Annotated in this window: 15 protein-coding genes; 14 read left to right on the top strand and 1 reads right to left on the bottom strand. The window is 55.1% G+C overall.

Features of this window, described 5'->3' with window-relative positions:
- Window positions 1-2: 2 nt before the first annotated feature.
- The 5 genes from lnt to PAT9B_RS05430 all read left to right on the top strand — a co-directional run bounded on the left by lnt (window position 3) and on the right by PAT9B_RS05430 (window position 5,199).
- Window positions 3-1,529: an apolipoprotein N-acyltransferase gene (lnt, locus tag PAT9B_RS05450; protein WP_013508263.1), complete on the top strand. Its 1,527-nt coding sequence runs from the start codon at window positions 3-5 to the stop codon at window positions 1,527-1,529.
- A gap of 437 nt (window positions 1,530-1,966) precedes the next feature.
- On the top strand, window positions 1,967-2,893 hold the full coding sequence (locus tag PAT9B_RS05445; RefSeq protein ID WP_013508262.1) for a glutamate/aspartate ABC transporter substrate-binding protein: 927 nt from the start codon (window positions 1,967-1,969) through the stop codon (window positions 2,891-2,893).
- Between the two features lie 162 nt (window positions 2,894-3,055).
- The gene (locus PAT9B_RS05440) at window positions 3,056-3,796 is read left to right on the top strand and encodes an amino acid ABC transporter permease (protein ID WP_013508261.1); all 741 of its coding nucleotides are present in this window, start codon (window positions 3,056-3,058) and stop codon (window positions 3,794-3,796) included.
- The gene (gene gltK / locus PAT9B_RS05435) at window positions 3,796-4,473 is read left to right on the top strand and encodes a glutamate/aspartate ABC transporter permease GltK (RefSeq protein ID WP_013508260.1); all 678 of its coding nucleotides are present in this window, start codon (window positions 3,796-3,798) and stop codon (window positions 4,471-4,473) included. Before PAT9B_RS05440 ends, gltK begins: the two co-directional genes overlap by 1 nt.
- A complete protein-coding gene (locus tag PAT9B_RS05430) occupies window positions 4,474-5,199 on the top strand; it encodes an amino acid ABC transporter ATP-binding protein (RefSeq protein WP_013508259.1) in 726 nt (241 codons plus the stop codon). It abuts the gene before it with no gap.
- Window positions 5,200-5,289: 90 nt separating this feature from the next.
- Here PAT9B_RS05430 and PAT9B_RS05425 read toward each other — a convergent pair whose 3' ends face one another.
- Window positions 5,290-5,772 (bottom strand): zinc ribbon-containing protein, encoded by a 483-nt coding sequence (locus PAT9B_RS05425; RefSeq protein WP_013508258.1) that lies wholly within the window; start codon window positions 5,770-5,772, stop codon window positions 5,290-5,292.
- Window positions 5,773-5,986: 214 nt separating this feature from the next.
- Between PAT9B_RS05425 and leuS the strand changes: the two genes are divergently transcribed.
- The 9 genes from leuS to rlpA all read left to right on the top strand — a co-directional run bounded on the left by leuS (window position 5,987) and on the right by rlpA (window position 16,008).
- Window positions 5,987-8,569: a leucine--tRNA ligase gene (gene leuS / locus PAT9B_RS05420; RefSeq protein WP_013508257.1), complete on the top strand. Its 2,583-nt coding sequence runs from the start codon at window positions 5,987-5,989 to the stop codon at window positions 8,567-8,569.
- A gap of 14 nt (window positions 8,570-8,583) precedes the next feature.
- Window positions 8,584-9,180, top strand: coding sequence for an LPS assembly lipoprotein LptE (gene lptE, locus PAT9B_RS05415; protein ID WP_013508256.1), 597 nt, complete (start codon window positions 8,584-8,586; stop codon window positions 9,178-9,180).
- Window positions 9,177-10,208 (top strand): DNA polymerase III subunit delta, encoded by a 1,032-nt coding sequence (gene holA, locus PAT9B_RS05410; RefSeq protein WP_013508255.1) that lies wholly within the window; start codon window positions 9,177-9,179, stop codon window positions 10,206-10,208. The genes lptE and holA overlap by 4 nt, the downstream gene beginning before the upstream one ends.
- A complete protein-coding gene (nadD, locus tag PAT9B_RS05405) occupies window positions 10,201-10,845 on the top strand; it encodes a nicotinate-nucleotide adenylyltransferase (RefSeq protein ID WP_013508254.1) in 645 nt (214 codons plus the stop codon). The genes holA and nadD overlap by 8 nt, the downstream gene beginning before the upstream one ends.
- Window positions 10,846-11,058: 213 nt before the next feature.
- Entirely contained in the window at window positions 11,059-11,376 is a 318-nt protein-coding gene (gene rsfS, locus PAT9B_RS05400; protein WP_013508253.1) for a ribosome silencing factor, read from the top strand.
- A 3-nt stretch (window positions 11,377-11,379) separates the two neighbouring features.
- Complete coding sequence (rlmH, locus tag PAT9B_RS05395) at window positions 11,380-11,850, top strand: 23S rRNA (pseudouridine(1915)-N(3))-methyltransferase RlmH (protein WP_013508252.1); 471 nt, start codon at window positions 11,380-11,382, stop codon at window positions 11,848-11,850.
- A 33-nt stretch (window positions 11,851-11,883) separates the two neighbouring features.
- Window positions 11,884-13,788, top strand: coding sequence for a peptidoglycan DD-transpeptidase MrdA (mrdA, locus tag PAT9B_RS05390; RefSeq protein WP_013508251.1), 1,905 nt, complete (start codon window positions 11,884-11,886; stop codon window positions 13,786-13,788).
- Window positions 13,789-13,796: 8 nt separating this feature from the next.
- Window positions 13,797-14,909 (top strand): peptidoglycan glycosyltransferase MrdB, encoded by a 1,113-nt coding sequence (gene mrdB / locus PAT9B_RS05385; protein WP_041525906.1) that lies wholly within the window; start codon window positions 13,797-13,799, stop codon window positions 14,907-14,909.
- Between the two features lie 10 nt (window positions 14,910-14,919).
- Window positions 14,920-16,008, top strand: coding sequence for an endolytic peptidoglycan transglycosylase RlpA (gene rlpA, locus PAT9B_RS05380; protein WP_013508249.1), 1,089 nt, complete (start codon window positions 14,920-14,922; stop codon window positions 16,006-16,008).
- Window positions 16,009-16,132: the final 124 nt, after the last annotated feature.

The following is a 16,132-nucleotide window of genomic DNA, read 5'->3' as shown; positions in this document are numbered from 1 at the left end:
TTATGGCTTTAGCCTCTCTCTACTCGCGGCAGCGGGTTCGCCTGCTGCTGGCGTTAATTACGGGTGCCATCGGCACCCTTTCCTTTTCCCCATATGATTTCTGGCCCGCGGCACTGATTTCGCTGTGCGGCTTGCAACTGCTGTTACTGGACCGTCGTACTGCGCAGGCGGCCGCGATTGGCTTCGTCTGGGCTTTTGGCCTGTTCGGCAGCGGTATCAACTGGGTGTATGTCAGCATCGCGACCTTTGGTGGCATGCCAGGACCGGTTAACGTTTTCCTGGTGGTATTGCTGGCAGCCTACCTGTCGCTCTACCCGATGCTGTTTGCCATTTTGCTGAATCGCCTGTGGCCACGCGCCACCTTATGGCGTCTGGCGGTGGCGGCCCCGGCATTATGGCAAATCACCGAATTCCTGCGCGGTTGGATCCTCACCGGCTTTCCATGGCTCCAGTTTGGTTACAGCCAGATTAATGGTCCGCTGAAAGGTCTGGCTCCACTGGCTGGGGTCGAAACGATTACCTTCCTGTTGGTGGTCATTGCCGGTCTGCTGGCGTATGCGTGGCATCAACGCAACGTGAAAAGCCTGATCGCCGCCGCGCTGCTGCTGCTACTGCCGTGGCCGCTCCGCATGTTGCAGTGGTATCAACCGCTGCCGGAACGCAGTGTTGATGTGGCAATGGTCCAGGGCAACATTCCGCAATCAATGAAGTGGGATCCACAGCAGTTGCTGAATACGCTGCGGGTGTATACCTCTTACAGTCAGCCGTGGATGGGTAAAGCGCCCATTATCATCTGGCCCGAATCGGCGATTACCGACCTGGAAAGTAACCAGCAGCCCTTCCTGCACGCGCTGGATGAAGAACTGCGCGCCCGTGGCAGTTCACTGATTACCGGCATCGTCGATTCTCGTCTGGAAGGTGATAACCGTTACCACGATTACAATACGGTGATTGTGTTGGGCGGCGAGCAACCTTACAGCTATCAAAGCCAGAATCGCTATCAGAAGAACCATCTGGTGCCGTTTGGCGAGTTTGTTCCGCTGGAAGATTTATTACGGCCACTGGCGCCGTTCTTCGATTTACCGATGTCCTCGTTCAGCCGTGGCGCTTATATCCAGCCCGCGTTGAAAGTCGCGGGTTACAACCTGACCGCTGCCATCTGCTATGAAATCGTACTGGGTGAGCAGGTTCGCGCCAATTTCCATCAGGATACCAACTTCCTGCTTACCGTTTCGAACGATGCCTGGTTTGGTCACTCCATCGGCCCATGGCAGCATTTCCAGATGGCGAGAATGCGAGCGCTGGAGCTGGGCCGTCCGTTACTGCGTGATACCAACAATGGCGTCACGGCCGTGGTGAATGCCAACGGGGATGTGGAAAAGATGCTGCCTCAATTCACGCGTGATGTCCTGACGGCAAAAGTGACCCCGACCACCGGTGCAACACCTTATGCCAAAGTGGGTATCTGGCCGGTATGGCTGCTGACGTTACTGGGTGTGGTGCTGGCGCTGGTACGCCGTCGCCGCTAATCTCCCCCTGCTGTGATCAAGGCGAAGCGTATCCTTCGCCTTTTTTTATCGCATTTTTCCGCTCCCTTCCCCTGCCTTTGCCACATTCTCTGCTGGCTTTTTACACTCATTAATCGCTTTGGCACGATCATTGCTATTTATTTCAGTGTTTTTCGCAAACATCAGCTTTTGTCAGCGTTATGTTCGCCATTAAGCACCGTAATAAGGCAACGATGCGCACCATTGTGGCGCAGAGGTCAAATTTTGCTTTTTATTGGTGCGGAGCGGCTCGCAAAAAAGAAACTTTTTTGTTTCATTGCGTTAACAATTCGCTATGTTAAGCACTATCCTGCGCGCAGTTGCGCTACGGGATAATCAGAAAAGCAGCGGAAAATACACACAACATCACAATCTGCGCAGTTTATCTGCTGTGCACCAGCAATACGAAGGAGTTGGAGATGAAATTACGGAAACTGGGCCTTTGCCTGGCTCTGGCTGGCCTCGCCTCCGTGGCTCATGCGGAAGATGCTAAACCCGCAGCCGCAGCACCGGCCGATCAACAAGTCAGCACGCTGGAAAAGATCAGCAAAAATGGCGTGATTGTCGTCGGGCATCGCGAATCGTCTGTTCCCTTCTCTTACTACGACAATGAGCAAAAAGTCGTCGGTTATTCGCAGGACTATTCCAACGCGATCGTTGAGGCCATCAAGAAAAAGCTGAACAAACCCGATTTGCAGGTCAAAATGCTGCCGATCACCTCGCAGAACCGTATCCCGTTACTGCAAAACGGCACCTTTGATTTCGAATGTGGCTCCACCACCAACAACCTGGAGCGCCAGCAACAGGCGGCTTTCTCTGACACCATCTTCGTGGTCGGTACGCGTCTGCTGGTGAAAAAAGGCGGCCCGATCAAAGATTTCGCCGATCTGAAAGGCAAAACCGTGGTGGTCACTTCCGGCACCACCTCAGAAATTCTGCTGAACAAGCTGAATGACTCACAAAAAATGGGCATGCGTATTATCAGTGCCAAAGATCACGGTGACTCCTTCCGCACGCTGGAAACCGGTCGTGCCGTGGCCTTTATGATGGATGATGCCCTGTTGGCCGGTGAGCGCGCTAAAGCGAAGAAACCGGATAACTGGGAAATTCTCGGCACGCCGCAATCGCATGAAGCCTACGGCTGTATGCTGCGCAAAAACGATCCGGAGTTTAAAAAGCTGATGGATGACACCATCGCCCAGGCGCAGACCTCTGGCGAAGCGGCCAAATGGTTTGATAAGTGGTTCAAAAACCCGATCCCGCCAAAAGGCATGAACATCAATTTTGATCTCTCGGATGACATGAAAGCGCTGTTCAAAGCACCAAACGACAAGGCAATGAACTAACAACCACAATAAGGGCAGGCATGCTGCCCTCTCGATTGCTGAAAACACGGTGCGGACAGACAGACTCTCTCAGGTCGTTCCCCTGAGAAGAGTAAGCAAGACACCGTTCATCAATCTTCCGGGTAGCTGTGCTCAGCTACCCTTTTTTTACCGGAGCTAGATATGGGTATCGACTGGAACTGGGGCATCTTTTTACAACCCGCCCCGTTCGGCAACACGACCTACCTCGGCTGGCTGTGGTCCGGATTTCAGGTGACCATCGCCGTCTCCTGCTGCGCCTGGATTATCGCTTTCTTCGTAGGTTCCTTCTTTGGCATTCTGCGTACCGTGCCTAATCGGCTGCTATCGACGATAGGTACCTGCTACGTGGAATTGTTTCGTAATATTCCGCTGATTGTGCAGTTCTTCTTCTGGTATCTGGTCGCCCCAGAACTGGTAGGGGAGAGCCTGGGCATGTGGTTTAAATCGGAGCTGGACCCGAACATTCAGTTCTTCTCCTCGTCCGTGGTATGTCTCGGCCTGTTTACCGGTGCCCGCGTGAGTGAGCAGGTGCGTGCCGCGATTCAGTCGCTGCCGCGTGGTCAGAAAAATGCGGGTCTGGCGATGGGGCTGACGCTGCCGCAAACCTATCGCTACGTGCTGCTGCCGAATGCCTATCGCGTGATTGTGCCGCCGATGACTTCGGAAATGCTGAACCTGGTGAAAAACTCGGCCATTGCCTCCACCATCGGGCTGGTGGATATGGCTGCACAGGCCGGTAAGTTGCTGGATTACTCGGCACACGCCTATGAATCTTTCACCGCCATCACCCTGGCTTACATTGCTATCAACCTGGTGATCATGCTGTTGATGAGCCTGGTGGAACGCAAAGTGCGTCTGCCCGGCAATATGGGAGGGAAATAATGTACGATTTTGACTGGAGTTCGATTCCTCCCAGCCTGCCCTACCTGCTGAACGGCATGGTGATTACGCTTAAAATTACCCTGACTGCGGTGGTATTTGGCATTATCTGGGGCACCCTCCTGGCAGTGATGCGCCTGTCGGCCTTCGCACCGATCCGCTGGTTCGCCAAACTGTACGTTAACCTGTTCCGCTCCGTGCCGCTGGTGATGGTGCTGCTGTGGTTTTACCTGGTGGTGCCGAGTTTCCTGCAACAGGTGCTGGGCTTGTCGCCGAAGACCGACATTCGTCTGATTTCGGCGATGGTGGCCTTTTCGTTGTTTGAGGCCGCATATTATTCGGAGATTATCCGTGCCGGTATCATCAGTATCGCCCGTGGCCAATCCAGTGCCGCACTGGCGCTGGGCATGACCCATTGGCAATCGATGCAACTGGTGATCCTGCCGCAGGCATTTCGTGCGATGGTGCCGCTGTTGCTGACCCAGGGGATTGTGCTGTTTCAGGATACCTCGTTGGTCTACGTACTTAGCCTGGCCGATTTCTTCCGTACCGCGTCCACCATTGGCGAGCGTGACGGCACCCAGGTAGAAATGATTTTGTTTGCTGGTCTGGTCTACTTTGTGATCAGCCTGAGCGCTTCGTTGTTGGTTAGCTATCTGAAAAGAAAAAGGACGGTTTAAATGATTAGCCTGAAAAATGTATCTAAGTGGTATGGGCACTTTCAGGTGCTGACCGACTGCTCCACCGAAGTCAAAACCGGGGAAGTGGTGGTGGTATGCGGACCGTCCGGTTCCGGCAAATCGACGCTGATCAAAACGGTGAATGGTCTGGAACCCATCCAGCAGGGCAGCATTCAGGTGACGGGCATTGAAGTCAATGACAAGAAAACCAACCTTGCGCAACTGCGCAGTAAGGTGGGTATGGTGTTCCAGCATTTCGAACTGTTCCCGCATCTCAGCATCGTTGATAACCTGACGCTGGCGCAGGTAAAAGTGCTGAAGCGCGATAAGAAGGCGGCACGCGAAAAAGGGCTGAAGCTGCTGGCGCGTGTCGGTTTATCTGCGCATGCTGACAAGTTTCCCGGCCAGCTTTCCGGCGGTCAGCAACAGCGTGTGGCCATCGCCCGTGCGCTGTGCATGGACCCGGTCGCGATGCTGTTCGATGAACCGACATCGGCACTCGACCCGGAAATGATCAATGAAGTGCTGGACGTGATGGTGGAGTTGGCACAGGAAGGCATGACCATGATGGTGGTCACCCACGAGATGGGCTTTGCCCGCAAAGTTGCTAACCGCGTGATCTTTATGGATGAAGGCAAGATTGTTGAAGACACCAACAAAGACGACTTCTTTAACAATCCGCAGTCCGACCGTGCCAAAGACTTCCTGGCGAAGATCCTGCACTAACGCATAACCCGTAGCGGCGCGATTTATCGCGCGTTTTTTCCGGCAACGCGCACGGAATTGCGCGATAAATCGCGCCGCTACGGCATAGGATCAGGGTTCAAATGGCTGACGCTGGAACTGATCGTGTCCACACTCCGGGCAACGGGTTAAGGTTTCCGGGGTATAAATGGCGCGGGTAAAATGACACTTCTCACACACCAGATTACCCAACCCAACCACCTCACCGCTTTGATAGACGCCATGATGGCGCAGATCCTGAAATACCTCGCGCCACTCCAGTTGACTCTTATCGGTGATGTCCGCCAGCTCCTTCCAGATACTTTCACGGATCACCCGCATAAAAAGCGAGTCACCCAGCGCATCGGAAGACTCCTCATAGCTGAGCGCAAACTCCTGCAAATCCCGCCGTACCGCACGCATCACTTCATCGACCTCTGCTGAGGTCAAATTTTGCTGCGCCAGCAAGCGCAGGCGGGCGCTGGCGACCAGCGCATCGATATCACGCTCGCCACGTTCCAGCCGTTGGGTTAATGCTGCTACCGTTGCACGATATACCTGCGCCACGTTATTCATTTTGTTCTCCTTTCTGCTGCGGATACTCTGATTAAGTTTAGTCATTGGCGGGTACACCAGCGGAGGAAATCACAAAAGGGTGAATGTGGCGGCGCATTCAGCAGAAATCGCCCGGGCAAAGGCGTGAAGTGTTGTTGAGGGGCAGCCTTATGGGTATGCTATGCGGATCTAAAAGTACGCTTAGAGCGATATTCATTAAGGACCACAGGCAGCCATGCAAGAGCAATACCGCCCGGAAGAGATAGAATCCCGCGTCCAGCAGCACTGGGACGAAAATGAAACCTTTAAAGTGACCGAGCAGGAAGGCAAAGAGAAATACTACTGCCTCTCTATGCTGCCCTATCCTTCCGGCCGCCTGCACATGGGCCATGTGCGTAACTACACCATCGGTGATGTGATTGCCCGTTATCAGCGCATGCTGGGCAAAAACGTGCTGCAACCCATTGGTTGGGATGCATTTGGTCTGCCCGCTGAAGGCGCGGCGGTCAAAAATAACACCGCTCCCGCTCCCTGGACTTACGACAACATCCAGTACATGAAAAACCAGCTCAAGCTGCTGGGTTTTGGCTATGACTGGAGCCGCGAACTGGCAACCTGCCAGCCGGAATATTATCGCTGGGAACAGTGGTTCTTCACCAAACTGTACGAAAAAGGTCTGGTTTATAAGAAGACCTCTGCGGTTAACTGGTGCCCGAACGACCAGACAGTGCTGGCGAACGAGCAGGTTATCGACGGCTGCTGCTGGCGCTGTGACACCAAAGTTGAGCGTAAAGAGATCCCGCAGTGGTTTGTCAAAATCACTGACTACGCGGAAGAGTTGCTGAACGACCTCGACACGCTGGAAGACTGGCCGGAGCAGGTCAAAACCATGCAGCGTAACTGGATTGGCCGTTCTGAAGGCGTGGAAATCACCTTCAACGTTGCCAACAGCGACGAGAAAGTGACGGTCTACACCACCCGCCCGGACACCTTTATGGGCGCAACCTATGTTGCCGTTGCCGCCGGTCATCCTTTGGCACAGCAGGCCGCAGCCCGCAATCCGGCGCTGGTGGATTTCATTGACGAATGCCGTAACACCAAAGTGGCAGAAGCCGATATGGCGACGATGGAGAAAAAAGGCATGGCCACCGGCCTGCATGCTATCCATCCGCTGACTGGCGAAGAGATCCCGGTCTGGGTCGCCAACTTCGTCCTGATGGAGTACGGCACTGGTGCGGTGATGGCAGTTCCAGGCCATGACCAGCGCGACTGGGAATTTGCCACCAAATACGATCTGGCGATCAAACCGGTTATCCTCAACCTTGATGGCACCGCACCGGACCTGAGTGCGGCCGCGATGACCGAGAAGGGTACGCTGTTTAACTCTGGCGAATACGATGGTCTCGATCATCAGGCGGGCTTTAACGCCATCGCCGATGCGCTGACCGCCAAAGGCGTCGGCGTGCGTAAAGTTAACTACCGCCTGCGCGACTGGGGTGTTTCCCGTCAGCGTTACTGGGGCGCGCCGATTCCGATGGTAACACTGGAAGATGGCACCGTAATGCCAACGCCGGAAGATCAACTGCCGGTGATCCTGCCGGAAGATGTGGTCATGGACGGCATCACCAGCCCGATCAAAGCCGATCCGGAGTGGGCGAAAACCACCGTTAATGGTCAGCCTGCGCTGCGTGAAACCGACACCTTTGACACCTTCATGGAGTCTTCCTGGTACTACGCGCGCTACACCTGTGCCAACTACAACGAAGGGATGCTGGACCCGGCTGCCGCAAACTACTGGCTGCCGGTCGATCAGTATGTGGGTGGTATCGAACACGCCATCATGCACCTGATGTATTTCCGCTTCTATCACAAGCTGCTGCGTGATGCGGGCTTGGTCAACTCTAACGAGCCAGCCAAACGCCTGCTGTGCCAGGGTATGGTGCTGGCGGATGCCTTCTACTACGTCGGTGCCAACGGTGAGCGTAACTGGGTTTCGCCAGTTGACGTCAACGTTGAGCGTGACGAAAAAGGCCGTATCGTAAAAGCTATCGACAATCAGGGCCGTGAAGTGGTGTACGCGGGCATGAGCAAAATGTCCAAGTCGAAAAACAACGGCATCGACCCGCAGTTGATGGTAGAACGTTACGGTGCCGATACCGTGCGTCTGTTTATGATGTTTGCTTCCCCGGCAGAAATGACGCTGGAGTGGCAGGAATCCGGCGTGGAAGGCGCGAACCGCTTCCTGAAACGTGTCTGGAAACTGGCGTATGATCACGTGGCAAAAGGCGCAACGGTCGCGCTGGATGTGAACGCCCTGAACGACGATCAGAAAGCGCTGCGTCGCGATCTGCACAAAACCATCGCCAAAGTGGCGGATGATATTGGCCGTCGTCAGACCTTCAACACCGCGATTGCGGCGATTATGGAGCTGATGAACAAGCTGATCCGCGCACCGCAAGAGAGCGAGCAGGATCGCGCTCTGTTGCAGGAAGCGTTGGTTGCCGTCACCCGTCTGCTGTATCCGTTCACACCGCACACCAGCTATGCCTTGTGGGAAGCGCTGGGCGGTGAAGGCAATATCGATGACGCCAGCTGGCCGGTTGCGGACGAAGCGGCTATGGTAGAAGACTCACTGCTGGTGGTGGTTCAGGTTAACGGCAAAGTGCGCGGCAAAATCACCGTTGCGCCCGATGCCACCCAGGAGCAGGTGCAGGCGCGTGCCGCGCAGGAGCATCTGGTGGCGAAATATCTGGAAGGCGTCACCATTCGTAAAGTGATTTATGTCCCCGGCAAACTGCTTAACCTGGTCGTAGGTTAAGTTCAGGAGGAACTGTGCGACAACTGATTATCAGGCTGTTTGTCCTGCTGGCGGTGATGATCACCGCTGGCTGTGGTTTTCATCCGCGTGGTACCACCCAGATACCCGCGGAAATGAAAACGCTGATCGTCGCCACTGGCGACCCCTATGGCCCACTGGCACGAACCGTTCGCCAGCAGCTGCGCCTGAATAATGTGCGCATCGTTGAAGATACCAAAGATGCGCGCGCCACTATTCCGACGCTGCGTCTGGGTGGAGAACGCCAGGGCCGTGATACCGCATCCGTGTTTATCAGCGGTACGGCTGCTGAATACTCACTGGTGATGACCGTCACCGCCCAGGTATTGCTGCCAGGTAAAGGGATCTACCCGATCAGTACCACGGTGTATCGTTCATTCTTCGACAACCCGAACGCCGCACTGGCGAAGGATGCCGAACAGGACAAGATCGTGCAGGAGATGCGTCAGCGCGCCGCCGAACAGTTAGTACGTAAACTGCTGGCGGTGCATGCGGCACAGGAAAGCCACAAAGACACCTTGCCAGCACCTGAGGTCATTGTCCCTGGAGATTCACCCGAAGTGCCCTCCTCGTCAGCTACCAGTCTGCAATGATCAGGATCTATCCTGAACAACTCAGCGCGCAACTCCGTGAGGGGCTGCGCGCCTGTTATTTTCTCACCGGTAATGAACCGCTGCTGATTCAGGAAAGTGCTGATGCCATTCGCGCGGCGTCAACGGCGCAGGGATTTGAGGAACACTTCAGTGCGACGCTGGATGCCCAAACCAATTGGGATGATCTGTTCGCCAGTTGCCAGTCTCTCAGCCTGTTTACGCAACGACAAACCTTAACACTGCACTTCCCGGAAAACGGCCCAAACGCAGCGATGGCGGAACAGCTGGTCAAACTTGCCAGCCTGCTGCACAGCGACATACTGCTGGTGCTGCGTATGACAAAGTTGACCAAAGCGCAGGAAAACAGCGCCTGGTTTAAAGCGCTGAGCGCTCAGGCAGTGCTGGTGCCGTGTCAGACCCCCGAGCAGGCGCAGTTGCCGCGCTGGGTAATGAATCGTGCCAAGGCCATGAAACTGCATGTGGATGATGCCGCAGTTCAGCTGCTTTGCTACTGCTATGAAGGCAATCTGCTGGCGCTGGCACAGGCGCTGGAACGGCTGTCCTTATTATGGCCGGATGGCAAGCTGACGCTGCCACGGGTGGAAGAGGCGGTGAACGATGCCGCGCACTTTACACCGTTCCATTGGGTTGATGCGCTGCTGGCCGGAAAAAGCAAACGCGCCCTGCACATCCTGCATCAACTGGAGAAAGAAGACAGTGAAGTGGTGATCCTGTTGCGCAGCCTGCAACGCGATCTGTTGACGTTGCTGCATCTGCAACGCCATCAGGCACAGCAAGCACTGCGTACCCTGATGGATCAACAACGTATCTGGCAAAACCGCCGTGCGCTGTTTATGGATGCACTGCAACGGCTGGATGCACGTCGGTTACAACGCGCCATTCATTTGCTGGCGGAGATTGAACTGTCGATGAAACAGGATTACGGTCAAAACCTGTGGCCACAGCTGGAGACGCTGTCGCTGTTGCTGTGTCACCGTGATTTTCCGATGAGCTTTGCTGATGTCTGAACTTTATGCCCTGTTTGGTGGCACCTTTGATCCGATCCATTATGGACATCTTCACCCGGTCGAAGCACTGGCGCAGCAGATCGGCCTGAAAAAAGTCACGCTGTTGCCCAATAACGTTCCGCCCCATCGCCCACAGCCGCAAGCCAGTGCCCAACAACGGGTCGAGATGCTCCGCTGCGCGATTGCTGACCGTCCATTGTTTGACATCGACACCCGCGAGCTGGAACGGGCAACCCCTTCGTGGACGGTTGCAACGCTGGAAGCATTACGTGCGGAACGCGGCGCGCAACAGCCGCTGGGATTTATCATCGGTCAGGATTCTCTGCTAACGTTATCCAAATGGCATCGCTGGCAAGATTTGTTGTCGCTGTGCCATTTGTTGGTGTGCAAGCGTCCGGGTTATCCGGCACAGATGGACACCCCTGAGATGCAACAGTGGCTGGATCAGCATCTCACCCGCGATGTGCAGCAACTGCATCGCCTTCCGTCCGGCCTTATCTGGCTGGCCGATACGCCGCTTTATGACATTTCAGCCACGGAAATTCGCCAGCGTCGCCACCAGGGCGTTTCCTGTGCGGATTTACTGCCTGCGGCGGTCATTAACTATATCGATCAAGCCGGTCTCTACCTTAAGTAATTCGGGTTGGCAGCGGACAGCAGAGCGCTAACTCCTGCTGTGTCTGACCAGGAAGAATATTCGTAGCGTATCTTCCGACAACCTGAAAGATCGGCGGAATATATCTATATTTCGCCGACCGATCGCGACATGCTATACTGCGCCGCTTCATATTTTGGCTGCGTTTCCAGGGCATTCAGCCTGCCCGTAATCACCTGTTTTGAGGGGAACCTTTTGCAAGGTAAAGCACTCCAAGAATTCGTTATTGATAAGATTGATGATCTCAAAGGCCAGGATATCGTCGCACTCGACGTTCAGGGCAAATCCAGCATCACCGATTGCATGATTATCTGCACTGGCACATCAACCCGCCATGTGACTTCCATCGCTGACCATGTGATGCAAGAGTCACGTGCTGCCGGTCTGGTGCCGTTAGGTGTGGAAGGGAAAGCTGCCGCCGATTGGGTGGTGGTCGATCTCGGCGACGTCATTGTGCACGTCATGCAGGAAGAGAGCCGCCAGCTGTATGAGCTGGAAAAGCTCTGGAGTTAAGCGGTGAAATTGCAGCTTGTGGCCGTCGGGACCAAAATGCCCGACTGGGTTCAGACCGGATTTACCGAGTACCTGCGCCGTTTCCCCAAAGATATGCCACTGGAACTGACAGAAGTGACAGCGGGCAAACGCGGCAAAAACGCCGACATCAAACGCATCCTCGAAAAAGAAGGGGAAGCGATGTTGGCTGCCGTGGGGAAAGGCAACCGTATTGTGACGTTGGATATTCCAGGGCAGCCGTGGGAAACCCCACAGCTGGCGCAGCAACTGGAACGCTGGAAGCAGGATGGACGCGATGTCAGCCTGTTGATCGGTGGTCCGGAAGGTTTGGCACCGGCCTGCAAGGCCGCGGCAGAGCAAAGCTGGTCGTTGTCGGCACTGACGTTGCCACATCCGCTGGTGCGCGTGTTGGTCGCAGAGAGCCTGTACCGTGCCTGGAGCATTACCGCCAATCATCCTTATCATCGTGAATAAACACCAGGCCACACCGGATATTAAACACAGCGGATGAAATTACAAACCAACGCCTTTCGCGATTACACAGCCGAACAAAAACTGTTTGTTCGCCGTGCTTTAGTCGCTTTTTTCGGCATTTTCCTGCTTTCAGGCATTCTGGTGGTCAACTTGTACCACCTGCAAATTTTGCGTTTTGCCGATTACAGTACCCGTTCCAATGACAACCGTATCAAGCTGGTGCCGGTAGCACCCAGTCGCGGCATTATCTTCGATCGTAACGGCGTCCCTCTGGCGCTGAACCGCACCATCTATCAGGCTGAACTGGTGCCGGAAAAAGTCGATAACCTGAAGCAAACCTTACAGGATCTGCGCCCCATACTTGATCTCACGGATGACGATCTGGATGCGTTTGAGAAAGAGCGGAAACGCTCACGACGGTTTACCTCGATCCCGGTGAAAACCGCGCTCAGCGATGTGCAGGTCGCCCGTTTTGCCGTTAACCAATACCGTTTCCCGGGCGTGGAAGTGAAAGGCTATCAACGCCGTTACTATCCCTACGGTCAGACACTGACCCATGTCGTCGGTTATGTTTCAAAAATTAACGATCGCGATGTTGCCCGCCTCGATGAAGAAGGTAAATGGCCGAACTATGCCGCCACCCACGATATTGGCAAGTTGGGTATCGAGAACTATTACGAAGACGTGTTGCACGGCACCACCGGCTATGAAGAAGTTGAAGTCAATAACCGTGGCCGTGTGATTCGTCAGCTGCATGAGCAATCGCCGCAGGCCGGACGTGACATTTACCTCACCATTGACCTGAAATTGCAGCAGTACATCGAAACGCTGCTGGCCGGGAGTCGTGCGGCGGTGGTGGTCAGCGATCCGCGTACCGGTGAACTGCTGGCGCTGGTTTCAACCCCCAGCTATGACCCGAACCTGTTTGTTGAGGGCATCTCCAGCGCCGATTACAAATCGCTGCTCAATGACGAAAATCGACCGCTGTACAACCGCGCGTTGCAAGCGGCTTATCCTCCGGCTTCAACGGTGAAACCCTATGTTGCGGTGTCAGCGCTCAGTGCCGGGGTGATCAACCGCAATACCAGCCTGTTCGATCCCGGCTGGTGGCAGTTGCCCGGCTCGGATAAACGCTATCGTGACTGGAAAAAATGGGGCCACGGACGTCTTAACGTGACCAAAGCGCTGGAAGAGTCCGCCGATACCTTCTTCTATCAGGTCGCCTATGATATGGGCATCGATCGCCTGTCCGAGTGGATGACCAAATTTGGTTACGGCCATCGCACCGGCATCGACCTGCCGCAGGAAAGTCCCGGTAACATGCCGACACGAGATTGGAAGCTGAAGCGCTTTAAGAAACCCTGGTATCAGGGCGATACTATCCCGGTCGGCATTGGTCAGGGTTACTGGACCGCAACGCCCGTGCAGATGAACAAAGCCCTGATGATTCTGATTAACGATGGCGTGATCAAAGTGCCGCATCTGCTGCGTGCTACCCGTGAAGGTCACGCCATGGTGCCGTATCGTCAGGCACCGGACGAGCCGATTGGTGATATTCACTCCGGCTACTGGGAGATTGCCAAAGATGGTATGTATGGCGTCGCCAACCGACCCAACGGCACCGCGCACAAAAGCTTTGCCGACGCGCCCTATAAAATTGCCGCCAAATCCGGTACGGCACAGGTTTTCGGCCTGAAATCGAACGAAACCTATAACGCGCATAAAATTGCCGAGCATCTGCGCGACCACAAACTGATGACCGCCTTTGCGCCTTACGATAAACCGCGCGTTGCCGTCACCATGATTCTGGAGAATGGCGGCGCAGGTCCGGCTGTAGGCACGGTGATGCGTCAGATTCTCGACCACATTATGTTAGGCGATAACAATACGGTGCTGCCTGACGCAGCGCCGACGCCACCTGGTTATGAAGGTGATTAAGAATGTCCATGAATGATAGCCCGCAGAAAAGATCGATCTGGACGCGTATCCATATTGATCCGCTCTTTATGCTGGTGATCCTCGGCCTGTTGGTCTATAGCGCCATCGTCATCTGGAGCGCCAGCGGGCAAGATCCCGGCATGATGGAACGTAAAATCGGCCAGATCGTCATGGGGTTGGTGATCATGATCGTACTGGCGCAAGTTCCACCACGGGTTTACGAAAGCTGGGCGCCCTATCTCTACATTGTTTGCGTCATCTTACTGATCGCCGTGGATGCCTTTGGCCAGATCAGTAAAGGGGCGCAACGTTGGCTCGATCTTGGTGTGGTACGTTTTCAGCCGTCGGAGATTGCCAAGATCGCGGTGCCGCTGATGGTGGCACGCTTTATCAACCGCGACGTTTGCCCGCCAACGCTGAAAAACACCGCCATCGCCCTGGTGTTGATTTTCGCCCCTACCCTGTTGGTGGCGGCGCAGCCTGACCTCGGCACCTCGATTTTGATTGCCGCTTCCGGTTTGTTCGTGTTGTTCCTGTCGGGCATGAGCTGGAAGCTGATTGGCGTCGCCGTGGTGTTGGTAGCGGCCTTTATCCCGGTGCTGTGGTTCTTCCTGATGCATGATTATCAGCGCGCCCGTGTGATGATGTTGCTCAACCCGGAAAGCGATCCACTGGGTGCCGGTTACCATATTATTCAGTCCAAAATTGCCATTGGTTCCGGTGGTCTGCGCGGAAAAGGATGGCTGCATGGTACGCAGTCACAGCTGGAGTTTTTGCCCGAACGCCATACCGACTTTATTTTTGCCGTACTGGCCGAGGAACTCGGGCTGGTGGGTGTCCTGGTGTTGCTGGCGCTCTATCTGCTGCTGATTATGCGCGGATTAATTATCGCTGCGCGGGCGCAAACCACCTTTGGCCGTGTGATGGCCGGTGGTTTGATGTTGATTTTATTCGTTTATGTTTTCGTTAACATTGGTATGGTTAGTGGTATCTTACCGGTGGTCGGCGTACCGCTGCCGCTGGTCAGCTACGGCGGATCGGCATTGATTGTGTTAATGGCCGGATTTGGCATCGTGATGTCGATCCATACTCATCGAAAAATGTTATCTAAAAGCGTTTAAGAGGCTGCACATGCGTAAGGACTGGCTTGGGATTGCTCTGGCAACATGGGTACTGGCTGCCTGTTCCTCCCAGGAAGAACCGCAGAATACCGCCCCACCACAACCGGCCTACAATGGCCCGGTGGTTGAGATTCCGGGGGTGGAACCGCGCTATGAACCGATTAATCCGTCGACCAGTCAGGATTACAGCGTTAACGGCAAAAGCTACCGTATCGTTAAAAATCCCGCGAATTTCAGTGAAGTCGGTTTAGCCACCTCCTACGGTGATGAAGCCCGGGGCAACCGTACCGCGATCGGCGAGACCTTTGATCCGGAAGCGATGACCGCCGCGCACCCCACGCTGCCACTGCCCAGCTATGTGCGCGTGACCAACCAGGCAAACGGTCGTCAAATCGTGGTGCGCGTCAATGATCGCGGGCCTTACACCCCTGGCCGCATTATCGACCTGTCACGCGCTGCCGCCGATCGCCTAAACATCTCAAACAACACCCGCGTGCGCGTTGACTATATTAATGTCGCACCCGATGGCACGTTATCCGGCCCCGGCACCATTGGTACTACGGTGGCAAAACAGAGTTACGCCTTGCCTGCACGTCCTGAACTCGGCGGTGGCACGGTGATGATGGGTGGAAACAGCAACGCGGTCAGTGCGCCGCCGGCACAGGATGTGCGTGCCGTCGATAACAGTACGCTGCAAAGCAGCGACAATATGGGCGCGCCGATTAACAGTAACGGTTTCCTTGGCGCGCCGCAGCCATTAGCCAGTGGTGTGCTGGAAGGTAGCGAGCCGCAACCGGCAGTCGCCACACCGGCCCCGGCCCCTGCGGCTGCACCGGTCGCCGCAACCTCCGCACCTGCCAGTGCAGGCAGCTATGTAGTACAGGTGGGCGCCCTCAATGATTCAGCCCGTGCACATCAACTGGCAGCCAGCCTGGGTAAACGCTTTGGCGTACCGGGTGCCGTTGAAGCCAACGGCAACGTTTATCGCGTGCAACTGGGTGGCTTTAAAACCCGTAGTGAAGCCGCAGCGCTGCAGCAGCGTCTGAGCAACGAAGCGCAGCTGAGTTCTTTTATTACCACGTCTCGTAACGGGATGTAATGATAACCACCAGGCATAGTTATGCCTGGTTACAACAGTTTTGCAAAGCAAGATGCCGCCAGATCAGGTGTTTGCTATAGTAAGGCACTTTTTTAACTCTAAACCCACGGATGTTGTAGTCCTG

The organism is Pantoea sp. At-9b, from assembly GCF_000175935.2.
GTDB lineage: Bacteria > Pseudomonadota > Gammaproteobacteria > Enterobacterales > Enterobacteriaceae > Pantoea.
The sequence above is the reverse complement of the archived record's forward strand: the minus strand, read 5'-3'. Positions and strand labels throughout refer to the sequence as shown.

Excerpts from the sequence above, each read along its gene's own strand:
- PAT9B_RS05445 (WP_013508262.1), top strand. The coding sequence starts at position 1,967 with ATGAAATTACGGAAACTGGGCCTTTGCCTGGCTCTGGCTGGCCTCGCC.
- holA (WP_013508255.1), top strand. The coding sequence starts at position 9,177 with ATGATCAGGATCTATCCTGAACAACTCAGCGCGCAACTCCGTGAGGGG.
- mrdA (WP_013508251.1), top strand. The coding sequence starts at position 11,884 with ATGAAATTACAAACCAACGCCTTTCGCGATTACACAGCCGAACAAAAA.
- PAT9B_RS05430 (WP_013508259.1), top strand. The coding sequence starts at position 4,474 with ATGATTAGCCTGAAAAATGTATCTAAGTGGTATGGGCACTTTCAGGTG.
- PAT9B_RS05440 (WP_013508261.1), top strand. The coding sequence starts at position 3,056 with ATGGGTATCGACTGGAACTGGGGCATCTTTTTACAACCCGCCCCGTTC.
- mrdB (WP_041525906.1), top strand. The coding sequence starts at position 13,797 with ATGAATGATAGCCCGCAGAAAAGATCGATCTGGACGCGTATCCATATT.
- PAT9B_RS05425 (WP_013508258.1), bottom strand. The coding sequence starts at position 5,772 with ATGAATAACGTGGCGCAGGTATATCGTGCAACGGTAGCAGCATTAACC.
- nadD (WP_013508254.1), top strand. The coding sequence starts at position 10,201 with ATGTCTGAACTTTATGCCCTGTTTGGTGGCACCTTTGATCCGATCCAT.
- rlpA (WP_013508249.1), top strand. The coding sequence starts at position 14,920 with ATGCGTAAGGACTGGCTTGGGATTGCTCTGGCAACATGGGTACTGGCT.
- lnt (WP_013508263.1), top strand. The coding sequence starts at position 3 with ATGGCTTTAGCCTCTCTCTACTCGCGGCAGCGGGTTCGCCTGCTGCTG.
- leuS (WP_013508257.1), top strand. The coding sequence starts at position 5,987 with ATGCAAGAGCAATACCGCCCGGAAGAGATAGAATCCCGCGTCCAGCAG.
- gltK (WP_013508260.1), top strand. The coding sequence starts at position 3,796 with ATGTACGATTTTGACTGGAGTTCGATTCCTCCCAGCCTGCCCTACCTG.